This is a genomic window from Pseudomonas sp. Sample_9 (genome assembly GCF_004307535.1).
Taxonomy (GTDB): domain Bacteria; phylum Pseudomonadota; class Gammaproteobacteria; order Pseudomonadales; family Pseudomonadaceae; genus Aquipseudomonas; species Aquipseudomonas mercuritolerans.
In genome coordinates, this window is record NZ_RAZO01000034.1 from 1 (window position 1) to 11,592 (window position 11,592).

General features: G+C 59.5%; 10 protein-coding genes. 2 read left to right on the forward strand and 8 right to left on the reverse strand.

Annotated features, from left to right (window positions below; translation table 11 throughout):
• Positions 1-1,739 (reverse strand): bifunctional diguanylate cyclase/phosphodiesterase (locus tag D6877_RS02280; protein WP_130909695.1); only part of this gene is annotated, 1,739 nt, incomplete at its 3' end.
• A gap of 118 nt (positions 1,740-1,857) precedes the next feature.
• Entirely contained in the window at positions 1,858-3,942 is a 2,085-nt protein-coding gene (locus tag D6877_RS02285; RefSeq protein ID WP_161806099.1) for a carboxy terminal-processing peptidase, read from the reverse strand.
• Positions 3,943-4,080: 138 nt separating this feature from the next.
• Between D6877_RS02285 and D6877_RS02290 the strand changes: the two genes are divergently transcribed.
• Positions 4,081-5,043, forward strand: coding sequence for a zinc-binding dehydrogenase (locus D6877_RS02290; protein ID WP_130909696.1), 963 nt, complete (start codon positions 4,081-4,083; stop codon positions 5,041-5,043).
• A gap of 96 nt (positions 5,044-5,139) precedes the next feature.
• Here the strand turns inward: D6877_RS02290 and D6877_RS02295 are convergent, their stop codons facing one another.
• The 6 genes from D6877_RS02295 to D6877_RS02320 form a co-directional block, all read right to left on the reverse strand.
• Positions 5,140-5,793 (reverse strand): HAD family hydrolase, encoded by a 654-nt coding sequence (locus tag D6877_RS02295; RefSeq protein WP_130888605.1) that lies wholly within the window; start codon positions 5,791-5,793, stop codon positions 5,140-5,142.
• Between the two features lie 112 nt (positions 5,794-5,905).
• On the reverse strand, positions 5,906-6,895 hold the full coding sequence (locus D6877_RS02300) for an ABC transporter ATP-binding protein (RefSeq protein WP_130909697.1): 990 nt from the start codon (positions 6,893-6,895) through the stop codon (positions 5,906-5,908).
• A complete protein-coding gene (locus D6877_RS02305) occupies positions 6,892-7,692 on the reverse strand; it encodes an ABC transporter permease (protein WP_016773742.1) in 801 nt (266 codons plus the stop codon). Before D6877_RS02305 ends, D6877_RS02300 begins: the two co-directional genes overlap by 4 nt.
• Complete coding sequence (locus tag D6877_RS02310; protein WP_161984092.1) at positions 7,679-8,515, reverse strand: ABC transporter permease subunit; 837 nt, start codon at positions 8,513-8,515, stop codon at positions 7,679-7,681. Before D6877_RS02310 ends, D6877_RS02305 begins: the two co-directional genes overlap by 14 nt.
• A 5-nt stretch (positions 8,516-8,520) precedes the next feature.
• On the reverse strand, positions 8,521-9,327 hold the full coding sequence (locus tag D6877_RS02315; RefSeq protein ID WP_130909698.1) for an alkaline phosphatase family protein: 807 nt from the start codon (positions 9,325-9,327) through the stop codon (positions 8,521-8,523).
• Positions 9,328-9,459: 132 nt separating this feature from the next.
• Positions 9,460-10,527, reverse strand: a complete 1,068-nt coding sequence (locus D6877_RS02320; RefSeq protein ID WP_130909699.1) for an ABC transporter substrate-binding protein — start codon at positions 10,525-10,527, stop codon at positions 9,460-9,462.
• 351 nt (positions 10,528-10,878) lie between these two features.
• Here D6877_RS02320 and phnR point away from each other — a divergent pair, with 351 nt between their 5' ends.
• Positions 10,879-11,592 (forward strand): phosphonate utilization transcriptional regulator PhnR, encoded by a 714-nt coding sequence (phnR, locus tag D6877_RS02325; protein WP_016773745.1) that lies wholly within the window; start codon positions 10,879-10,881, stop codon positions 11,590-11,592.

An 11,592-nucleotide genomic window follows, 5' to 3' on the forward strand; every position in this document is an offset into this window, starting at 1 on the left:
TCGAGCAAATACACACTAAACCCCACAACCCCCTTCGCATGATGCTTAGCCTGCGAAGCCATCTCCGCAAGCTGGCTGGCATCAAGCGCTGCACAAGCCTCAGGCCGCAGATGCACCACCCCAATCGATAACGACAACAACGCAAACTCCTGCCGCACGCCTTGGCGATTGGGTGCAACGAAGCAGCCGGCCTCCAGATGCTCGGGACGGTAGAAGCGGCGGCATTGGCTCTGGAAGTCGTCGAGCAGTTGGTTGAGGCGTTTGCGCCAGTCTTCGGGGCCGAGGACGAGGAGGAAGTCGTCGCCGCCGATGTGACCGACGAAGTCGCGGGTGGGGTCGATGCGTTCGTTGAGGCATTGCGCGAGGCAGAGCAGGACTTCGTCGCCTCGGCCGTAGCCGTAGATGTCGTTGAAGGGTTTGAAGCTGTCGATGTCGACGTAGCAGATGATCGACTCGCGGGCCTGTTGCAGCAGGCGCGTGAGGCATTGCTGGATCGGTACGTTGCCCGGGAGAAGGGTGAGGGGATTTGCGTAGCGTGCCTGCTGGATTTTCAGTTCGGTGATCAGTTTCAGCACGTCGATCACCCGGCCGAGGCCGAGGTAACTGCCGTTGAGGGTGATGATGAAGTCTTCTTCGATGCGCTGGCGGGCGCGGCTGGTGATCAGTCGGCTGACTTGCTGCAGCGACTGGCTGATTTCCACGGCGAGGAAATCATCGTTCATCAGGCGGCTGATCGGTTTGCGCGCGAACAGATCGGTGGCAAACGGTTTGAGCAGCGCGTCCGACAGCGAGTGGCGATGGACGATGCCGCAGGGCTGGCCTTGTTCGTCGAGCACCGCGAGCGAATTGAGGTTGGCTTGGCGGCGGAAGGCTTCCAGTACCGTCGCGGTGGGCGTATCGCGTTGCACGGCGGGCTGCTCGTTGAGCAGGGCGCTGAGGTCGCTGCCTTCGTCATTCAGCGCGACAGCGCTGCTGTCGTGTTTGGGCATCAAGGCGCGAGCGTCGCGGGATGGATGTTCCTGAGGGCGGCCGAGCAGGTAGCCTTGCACCAGGTCGACGCCCATTTCAGTCAGCACCGCGAGTTCTTCCGGCAACTCGATCCCCTCGGCAATCACCTGCGCGCGGGACGCTTTGGCGATTTGCAGAATCGAACCGACAAACTCTCTTTTCAATGCATCCTGATGAATACCGTCGATGAAGTGCCGGTCGATCTTCACGTAATCCGGACGCAATTCCGACCACAGGCGCAGGCTCGAATACCCCGCGCCCAAGTCGTCCAGCGCAATGGAAAAGCCCATCGCCCGGTAGTGATGCAGAGCGGTTTGCAGCAACTGAAAGTCATCGATCGGGGTCTGCTCGGTGAGCTCGATTACCACTTGGCTCGGCGCAATGCCCAAGTCCTGCAACAGCTGCAACGTTCGTCCGGGTTGGTGCGCGGCCTCAAGCAAGGATTCCGGCGAAACGTTGAGGAACAGTTTGCCCGGCAACTGCTGCTCATTGAACCGGCGACAGGCGCTTTGTCGGCAGGCGATCTCCAGTTCGCTCAATCGGCCAGCCTGTCGCGCCACGGCGAACAGGGCAATCGGCGAGTGAAGAGGGCTGTTGGACGGGCCACGGGTCAGGGCTTCGTAGCCGAGAATACGTCGCTCGGAGAGGCAGATGATCGGCTGGAACAGGCTGTGTAAACCGCTTTGAGTCAGGATCGAGCTCAAGGCGCTCAGCTGTTCGGTCGTGGTCATGGCAGTCTCTGGCGATAAAAAAAGGACCGGGAGCGCTTGCTCTCGGTCCTTTATTGCACGACAGAATGATGACTGTTTGATGACGATCCGGGGATCGTCAGCACTAAATTGCCATCACTTACTTCTTGGCCACCTGATTGCTCAGTTTCAGGTAATCCAGCAGCACGCGCCCGGTTTCGCTCAGATAGGCATCGTCTTCCGGTTTGACCTTGTCCGGCTCGGCAGCGGCCAGTGCGTCTTCGTCTTCTTTCTTCAGCTCTTTGAGCGGTTCTTCGCCTTTGGCCTTGCGACGGATGTTCTCCATCGCCAGTTGCTTGGCGTCGATGTCGGCGTGCTGGGCACGACGATCGGCTTCGTTGAGGCTGACGGTTTTTTCTTCCATCAGTTTCTGCGCCAGGGCCAGCTTGTCGCGGATGAACACGAACTCGGCATCCTTGTTGGTGCGCGCGTCATGTTCGGACTTCAGCTGGGCGAGGAACGGCTTGAACGGATCGGCCGCCGGTTTGATCGCCGCGCGTATGGTGTCCCACGGCATGGCTTCCGGCAGAGCGCTCTCGCCGATTTCCTTGGTGTCGATCAGCGATGGGTAGTCGATGTCCGGCAGCACGCCCTGATGCTGGGTGCTCTGCCCGGAGACACGGTAGAACTTGGCCAGAGTCAGTTTCAGTTCGCCATGGTTCAGCGGCTGAATGGTCTGCACGGTGCCTTTGCCGAAGGTCTGGCCACCGATGATCAGCGCGCGGTGGTAGTCCTGCATGGCGCCGGCGAAGATCTCCGAGGCCGAGGCGGACAGGCGGTTGACCAGCAGCGCCATCGGGCCTTTGTAGAACGCGCCCGGGTTTTCATCTTCGAGCACGTCGACACGGCCGTCGGCGTTACGCACGAGTACGGTCGGACCTTTGTCGATAAACAGGCTGGTCAGCTCGGTGGCTTCCTGCAGCGAGCCGCCGCCGTTGTTGCGCAGGTCGATGACCACGCCGTCGACCTTGTCCTTCTGCAGCTCGGTGAGCAGCTTCTTGACGTCGCGAGTGGTGCTCTTGTAATCCGGATCTCCGGCACGGAAGGCCTTGAAGTCGAGGTAGAAAGCCGGGATTTCAATCACGCCAAGTTTGTAGTCCTTGCCGTCCTGTTTCAGGCTGAGGATCGACTTCTTCACGGCCTGGTCTTCGAGCTTCACCGCTTCACGGGTGATCGGCACGATCTTGGTGGTCTGATCGTTCGGCGCATTGCTCGCCGGGATCACTTCCAGGCGCACCACGGTGCCTTTCGGACCGCGAATCAACTTGACCACTTCGTCCAGGCGCCAGCCCACCACGTCGACCATTTCCTTGTTGCCCTGGGCAACGCCGATGATCTTGTCGGCCGGAGCGACCTGCTTGGTCTTGTCCGCCGGGCCTGCCGGCACCAGACGCACGACTTTCACTTGATCGTTGTCGCTCTGCAACACGGCGCCGATGCCCTCGAGGGACAGGCTCATGTTGATGTCGAAGTTTTCCGCGTTATCCGGCGACAGATAGTTGGTGTGCGGGTCGTAGGACATGGCGAAGGTGTTGATGTACGCCTGGAAGATGTCCTCGGCACGGGTCTGGTCCAGACGCGCCAACTGATTCTTGTAGCGCTTGGTCAGGGTTTCCTGGATCTGCTTCGGCTCTTTGCCGGCGATCTTCTGGCGCAGCACTTCGTCCTTGACGCGTTTGCGCCACAGGTCGTCGAGTTCCGCGGTGGACTTGAGCCAAGGCGCGTCCTTGCGATCGATCAGCAAGGTCTCCTTGGTGTTGAAGTCCATTTTGTCGACGCCTTTGTTCAGCTCGGCAAGGGCGAAGTCCAGACGCGCTTTCACGCGGTCCAGGTAGCGCTTGTAGATGGTGAACCCGGCGTTGAGGTCGCCGCTTTTGAGGAAGTCGTCGAACTGCGTCTTCCACTTGTCGAATTCGGCGATATCGCTGGCCATGAAATAGCTGCGCGATGGGTCGAGCAGCTTGATGTAGCTGTCGTAGATGATCACCGAGCGCGCATCGTCGAGCGGCGGCTTGCTGTAGTGGTGACGCTTGAGCAACTCGACGACGTTCAGGCTGGCGATGACTTCATCGCGATCAGGCTGCAACTTGTCCCAGCTGTTGGCTGCGAATGTGGTGCCCGACACCGGCAACAGGCCGATACCGATGAAAAGAGCGAGGGCGGTGCTGGGGAGCAGATGCTTCATGCTGATTCGACGCGGGGACAATTGATAACGCATATTAGGCCGTCTTTGAAGTCGCCGGTTCTTTGAGAGCCGGTCGCATAATGCAAAAAGCCCGGCGCTACAGCTTCGGGCTCAGTCCAGACTCACTATGGAGGCAGTGTGAAGGCATTGCAAGGCGTTGAAGGTCAAGTGGCATGGGTTGAAGAGCCGAGTCCTACCTGCGATGTAGGACAAGTCCGCATCCGGGTGGCGGCAGCCGGCCTCAATCGCGCCGATTTATTACAGAAAGCAGGACTTTATCCGCCCCCGCCCGGGGCCAGCCACGTGCTCGGTCTTGAGTGCTCCGGGGTGATCAGCGAAGTCGGTGCGGGCTCGTCCTGGCAAGTCGGCGACCGGGTTTGCGCCTTGCTGGCCGGGGGCGGCATGGCTGAAGAGGTGGTCGTCGACGGACGGCACGTGCTGCCGGTGCCCGAAGGTGTTTCGCTGATCGAGGCGGCGGCATTGCCCGAGGTGTACGCCACCGTCTGGCTGAATGTGTTTCAACTTGCAGCGTTGAAGCCCGGTGAGAAAATTCTCCTGCACGCCGGCGCAAGTGGAATCGGTTCAGCCGCCATTCAGCTGTGCAAGGCGTTTGGTAACCCGTGCTGGGTCAGCGTCGGTACCGCCGAACGCCTGGCTTACTGCGAAGCACTGGGGGCTCAGGGCGGTGTGGTGCGTACCGATGATTTGGAGAGCCTGCGCGACTTCGGGCCGTTCGACGTGATTCTCGACCCGGTGGGCGGCAATTATTCAGCATTGAACCTCAAGCTGATGGCGCTGGACGGGCGTTGGGTGTTGATCGGTTTGATGGGCGGTCGCGAGGCGAAACTGGATCTGGCGCAGGTGTTGGCCAAGCGTGTGCAACTGCTCGGTTCGACGTTGCGCAGCCGTGACGATCAGTTCAAGGCCGATCTGCTCAGCGATCTGGGCCAGCATGTGTGGCCGCTGTTTGCCGAGGGGCGCTTGCGTCCGCAACTGGCCAAAGCGTTTGCGGTGAAGGATGCCGAGGCGGCGTTTGCCGAACTGGCGAGCAATACGGTGGCGGGCAAGTTAGTGTTGGTGATCAATGAGGGTTTGAGCTGACAGCAAAGCAAGGTCAAAAGATCGCAGCCTCCGGCAGCTCCTACAGAGGCACGCATTGCAAAAGTAGGAGCTGCCGAAGGCTGCGATCTTTTGCTTTTATTTCCAGAGATGGATCGGCCAGCCGGCCTTTTCGGCGTGCTCAAGCAGCACCGGATCCGGATTGACCACGTGGGGGAAGTCCACTTTAAGCAACAACGGCAGATCGTTGCGCGAATCGGAATAAAAACTCGCGCCTTCGAGGTTTTCTTCTTCGGCGTCCAGCCATTCCAGCAAGCGGGTGATTTTGCCTTCGCGGTAAGTCAGGGTGCCGACGGTTTTACCGCTGTATGCGCCGTGGGCTACTTCCAGTTCGATGGCGAGAACCTCATCAATACCTAATCGTTCGCCGATCGGCTTGACCAGATGGATACCCGACGCCGAGATCACCAGAATCCGGTCACCGGCCTTGCGGTGGGCGGCGATGGTTTTGGTCGCGTCGCTGAAGATGATCGGTTCGATGAAATCCTCCACCCACGGGCCAACCAAGTGCTCGATTTCCTCAGGGGTGCGGCCAATCAGCGGTTCGAGACTGAAGGCCATATAGTCTTCCATCGCCAGATGTCCGCGGCCGTAGGCATCCATCAGTTCCTTGTCACGCTGCATGAACGACTCGCCATCGACCCAGCCGAGGCGGACCATCTGCTCACTCCATAGCGAGGAACAGTCACCGTGAATCAACGTTTCGTCCAGATCAAAAATTGCCAAAGCCATCGGTTCTCTCCGAGAACAGCTTCAAGCCATGAGCTTCAAGCTGCAAGAAATTGGAATCAAGTACGCCGCAGTCTACAACCTGAAGCTTGTAGCTCGAAGCTTGCAGCTGCTTTTAAGCTACTTGGCACAAGGCCGTTGGATCGATGGAAATTGCCAGGCGCTGTCCGTCGGGATGCAGATCGGCGGCGGAACGGTTGAGCACATCGACCACCAATTCCACGCCGCGTGCTTCGACGCGATAGCGAATGACGTTACCGAGCAGGCTGTGGCTGCGGATCTGCGCGTCGAGTTCGCCGTCGAGGCTCAGTTCGATGGCTTCCGGGCGGATGGCGATGCGGTGGCTGATCGTCCGTTGCAACAGCTTTGAGGCGGCAGCGGCATCGAGCAGGTTGTAGTTGCCGATGAAGCCGGCGGCGAACACATCGACCGGCGCGGTATAGAGGGTTTCGGCATCGCCGCTCTGAACGATCTTGCCCTGATTCATCAGGAATATCCGGTCCGACATGGTCAGCGCTTCTTCCTGATCGTGGGTGACGAAGATCGTGGTCAGGCCAAGTTCGCGCTGAATCTGGCGAATCTGTTCGCGCAGGTGTTTGCGTATCCGTGCGTCGAGGGCTGACAAAGGCTCATCCAGCAGCAACAAGCGCGGGCGGGTTACCAGTGAGCGGGCGAGGGCGACTCGTTGGCATTGGCCACCTGAAAGCTGATGCGGATAGCGGCTGGCGAAGTCGTGCAGCTCAACCAGTTTCAACACTTCTGCCACGCGTTTGTGGCTGTCATCGGCGTTGACCTTTTGCATACGCAGGCCGAAGGCGACGTTCTGTTCGACGGTCATGTTTGGGAACAGCGCATAGCTTTGAAAGACCATGCCGATTCCGCGTTTCTGCGGGCTCAACGGCACGATGTCGACGCCCTCGAGGAGGATCTTGCCGCCGTCCACCGGGGTCAGCCCGGCGATGCAACGCAGCAAAGTCGACTTGCCGCACCCGGACGGGCCGAGCAGGGTGACGAACTCACCTTTGTTGATCTCGCAATCGATGTCGCTGAACACCGTGGTGCCGGCATAACTTTTCTGCAGGTGTTGGACGCTGACGTAGCTCATTCGCTTTTGTCCTTGTTCAAGATGTTGGCGATCCAGGTCAGGACCAGCACGAAAAAGAAATACGAAATGACCAGCGCACTGGTGAAGTGGCCGCTGCTGTTACGCATGTTGTTCAGGTACACCTGCAGGGTTTCGTAGCGCGTGCCGACGAGGATGTTGGCGAACACGAACTCACCGAAGAGGAACGAGAACGACAGCAGCAGCGCCACCATCAGGCCCTTGCGCAGGTTCGGCAGCACCACCAGAAACGCCGCTTGAAAGGTGCTGGCGCCGAGCAGTTGCGCGGCGTCCATCAGGTCGCGCAGGTTGATCGCTTGCAGGTTGTTGGTGATCGCGCGGTACATGAACGGCAGCGCCACGGTGAAGTAGCAGCCGATCAGAATCCATGGCGTACCGACCATCGCCATCGGCCCGGAACCGTAGAGCTGCAACAGCCCCACCGAGGACACCACCGGCGGTACCGCGAAGGGCAGCAGGATGAGGATGTTCATCAGCGCATCGAGCTTGGGAAAGTAGTAATGCACGACGAACAGCAGCGGCAGGATCAGCACCACCGACAGCACCAGCGCGCCGACACAGACAATCAGCGACTGACCGAATGCATGCAGAAAGCGCGGATCGCTCCACAGCTGGATGTACCACTTGAAGGTGAAGCCGCTGGGCAGAATCGTTGCCGACCAACTGCTGGCGATCGAATAGACCAGCGTGCCCAGCAGCGGCAACAGCAGAATGGCGAACAGCAGATAAACCACGACGCGGTGGTAGAGGCCGGCCGGGCCGGATTCAGCGCGAGACATGGTAGCTCCTCTTCAACAGCAGTTGATGCACGACGGTGACGATGGTCATCAGCGCCACGAGCACCACGGCCAGGGCGCTGGCCAGGTTCGGGTCAAGGGAAATGTCGCCGGAGACCATCGCCGCAATACGGATCGGTAGAACGTTGAAGTTGCCGGTGGTCAGCGCATAAACCGTGGCGTAGGCGCCGAGGGCGTTGGCCAGCAGGATCACGAACGTGCCGAGCAGCGCCGGGGTCAACACCGGCAGGCCGATGTGCCGCCAGAACTGCCAGCCGTTGGCGCCGAGCAGTGCGGCGGACTCGCGCCAGTCTTCCCGCAGAGCGTCGAAAGCCGGGTAGAGGAGCAGCACGCCGAGGGGAATCTGGAAGTAGGTGTAGAGGATGATCAGGCCGGTTTTCGAGTACAGGTTGAAGTCCTGAATGATCCCCGACTGCTTGAGCATGATGGTAATGCTGCCGTTGAAACCGAGCAGGATGATGAAGGCGAACGCCAGCGGCACGCCGGCAAAATTGCTGGTCATGTTGGCGAAGGCATTCACGAAGTTGCGCAGCTTCGAATCGACGCGGCGTAGTGAATACGCACCCAGCACGGCGATGATGATGCCGAATACGCTCGACCAGAAACTGATCTCCAGGCTGTACTGGATCGCCTGCCGATAGAACTTCGAACCGAAGATCTTGCTGAAGTTGGCCAGGCCCCAGCCGGACTCTTCCGATTGCAGGCTGTTGATCATCACCCAGACCAGCGGGGCAATTTCGAAGACGATGAAGAACAGCGCGAAGGGCACCAGACACAGCGCCGCGAGCCATTTGCCGCGATTCATGGCATTCACTTGAGCAGCTCCCGGCATACAGGTTTGTCGTGGGGCACGCCGAGCAGTTCGCAAACCGTGCCGCAGAGCTCGGTCTGCTTCGGAGTGGCGTCAGGGTTGAGGCTGAACGCCTCACCGAGGACGAACAGCGGTACCTGACGTTCTTCCGCCAGCAGGCCGTTGTGCGAACGATCGTTGTTCATGCCGTGGTCGGCGGTCACCAATACCTGATAACCAGCGTCGAGCCAGCTCTGCAGATAATCGGCGAGGATGACGTCAGCCGAGCGCGCGCTGTTGCGGTATTGCGAGCTGTCGAGGCCGTGCTTGTGCCCGGCGTCGTCGATGTTCATCGGGTGGATCAGGAGGAAATCCGGCGCGTGGCGCAGGCGCAGGCTTTCGGCGTCGGCGAACAGGTGCGAATCCGGATAATGATCGTTCCAGTAGAAGTGGCCGTACTGGATCGGCAGCGTCGGATCATTGGTGTGGCGGTCGCGCGCCGCCACGAACGGTGAGCGGTTGTACAGCTCGCTGACCCAGTGATACGCCGCAGCGGCTGTTTTCAACCCGGCATCGCGGGCGTAGTGATAGATGCTGCGCTGGTTGGACAAGCGCGAGACATTGTTGTGGACAATGCCGCTGTCGATCGGCGGCACGCCGGTGAGAATACATTCGTAAAGCGGTCGGGACAGGGCCGGCAATTCGCACTCCAGCTGATAGAGCGCCGCGCGTCCTGCGCCAACATAAGCCTGCAGATGCCCCATGGCGTGACACGCAACCTCGTAGTTGAGGCCGTCGAGCACGACAAGGATGACGGTGTGCTTCATAGGGGCAAGAACTCCGAAAACAAATCTGGAACCAATCTGTGTAGGAGCTGCCGGAGGCTGCGATCTTTTGATGTTGCTTTAAAGGGCAAGATCAAAAGATCGCAGCCTCCGGCAGCTCCTACAGATGAAGGATTACTTCATCTCGACGATGACTTCTTCGTTCCACTGTTGTGGCAGGGCTTTGGAGGTCTTTTCCCACGCCTCGGCGTCCTTGACCGGCGTGACCTTCTTGTACTGCTCGTTCGGCAGCAGTTGGGCTTTCACGTCTTCCGGCAGTTGCAGGTGTTCGGCGCGGATCGGCCGGGCGTTGCCGCGGGCGAGGTTGGTCTGGCCGGCGTCGCTGAAGATGTATTCGCGGGTCAGCTTGGCGGCGTTGGGGTTTTTCGCGTACTTGTTGATGATCGTGGTGTAGCCGGAAATCACCGAGCCGTCAGACGGGATCAGCACCACGTAGTCATCCGGATTGGCCATCTTGGCTTTGTAGCTGAGGCCGTTGAAATCCCAGACCACGCCGACTTCGATCTCGCCTTTTTCCATGGTGGCGATGGTCGGGTTTGCCATCGACAGGCGACCCTGTTTGGCGAGGTCGGCGAACAGCAGCAGGGCAGGCTTGATGTTTTTCTCGTCACCGCCATTGGCCAGTGCGGCGGCGAGAACGCCGTTGGCGGCCTGCGCTGCAGTGCTCACGTCGCCGATGGAAACCTTGTATTTGCCGGTCTTCAGGTCAGCCCATTTGGTGGGCACGTCGGAGCCGTTCAGTAGCTTCTTGTTGACGATGAAGGCGATGGTACCGGTGTAGGCCAGCGCCCAGTTGCCGTCCTTGTCCTTGGCCCAGTCCGGAACTTGATCCCAGGTGCTTGGCTTGTAGGGTTGCACCACGCCTTGCTTGACCGCGATCGGGCCGAAGGCGGCACCGACGTCGCCGATGTCGGCGGTGGCGTTATCTTTCTCGGCGGCGAACTTGGCGATTTCCTGAGCCGAACTCATGTCGGTGTCGATGTGCTTCAAGCCGTAATTCGCAGCCAGGTCATCCCACGTGCCTTTCCAGTTGGCCCAGTTGTCGGGCATGCCGACGCTATTGACCGCGCCTTCCGCTTTCGCAGCGGCTTCGAGGGTTTTCAGATCGGTGTCGGCCGCCATGGCGGCGGTGCACATAGCAATGGTCGAGCCTAACAGTGTTGCCAGGAAAAGCTGTTTCATTCCGAAGCTCCTTGGTCGTGTTCAACGCTGCGATTGCGGTTTGTGTTGGTCTAGGTCAGCAATACCTGAGCCAATTTAGGTCGGCTGGATGACATTTTGATGTCGATGGCCTCGTGGCTGATCTTTTATCAACCATTGTCAGGAAGGTGCCAGATCAGCGTAGACCATACCCAAAGGCCCGTAGGGCAGGGGACTTGGCCGATGTATTGCAAGCCGTGAAAGCGACCGTTCGGTAGTTTTGTCATCTGTCGGTCATCTGCACTGCCTAGGCTTGCAACATACGAAGGCGCTTTGATCGGCGTTCGGATTTGCCCCGAAACAGTGCTGGTCTAGTCCAGATAGGTAACGTTGATGCGCGATGAGGCAACGAAAGCGGTGACAGCGATTGGCCAGGTGCTGCAGGAGCAGATCGATCATGGTTTGCTGGCGGCCGGGAGCAAGTTGCCCGCTGAACGCAAGCTCAGCGAGTTGTTCGGGACGACGCGGATCACCGTGCGAGAGGCGTTGTTGCAACTGGAGGCGCAGGGGCAGATTTACCGTGAAGAGCGGCGCGGCTGGTTCGTGTCGCCGCCGCGTCTGGCGTACAACCTGATGCAGCGCAGTCACTTTCACGCGATGGTCAGTGCGCAGGGGCGTGAGCCGTCGACCGAGGTGATTTCGGCGCGGTTGCAGCCGGCTTCGGCGGCGGTGTGTGCGTGGTTGCAGTTGCCGGCCTTGTCGAGCGTGATTCAGATCTGTCGTTCGCGGCGTATCGACGGGCGATTGGTGTTGTATGTGGAGCACTATCTGAATCCGCAGTTTTTTCCGGGGATCCTCGAGTTTGATTTGAATCAGTCGATCACCGAGCTGTATGCGCGGCATTTCGATTTGCACTATGGGCGGGTGCGGTTTGAGATCGTGCCTACGTCTTTATCTGTCGATGCGGCGGCGGCTTTACGGGTGTCGGTGGGGAGTCCGGGACTGAGGATTGCTCGGGTCAATTATGATCAGCATGGGCGGTTGATTGATTGTGATCTGGAGTTTTGGCGGCATGATGCGATTCACGTAGGGGTTGATGTGGTTTGA

What these genes read in the sequence shown, in the direction of transcription:
- phnR (WP_016773745.1), top strand. Translation starts at nt 10,879, where the DNA reads ATGCGCGATGAGGCAACGAAAGCGGTGACAGCGATTGGCCAGGTGCTG.
- D6877_RS02300 (WP_130909697.1), bottom strand. Translation starts at nt 6,895, where the DNA reads ATGAGCTACGTCAGCGTCCAACACCTGCAGAAAAGTTATGCCGGCACC.
- D6877_RS02320 (WP_130909699.1), bottom strand. Translation starts at nt 10,527, where the DNA reads ATGAAACAGCTTTTCCTGGCAACACTGTTAGGCTCGACCATTGCTATG.
- D6877_RS02285 (WP_161806099.1), bottom strand. Translation starts at nt 3,942, where the DNA reads ATGAAGCATCTGCTCCCCAGCACCGCCCTCGCTCTTTTCATCGGTATC.
- D6877_RS02315 (WP_130909698.1), bottom strand. Translation starts at nt 9,327, where the DNA reads ATGAAGCACACCGTCATCCTTGTCGTGCTCGACGGCCTCAACTACGAG.
- D6877_RS02295 (WP_130888605.1), bottom strand. Translation starts at nt 5,793, where the DNA reads ATGGCTTTGGCAATTTTTGATCTGGACGAAACGTTGATTCACGGTGAC.
- D6877_RS02305 (WP_016773742.1), bottom strand. Translation starts at nt 7,692, where the DNA reads ATGTCTCGCGCTGAATCCGGCCCGGCCGGCCTCTACCACCGCGTCGTG.
- D6877_RS02310 (WP_161984092.1), bottom strand. Translation starts at nt 8,515, where the DNA reads ATGAATCGCGGCAAATGGCTCGCGGCGCTGTGTCTGGTGCCCTTCGCG.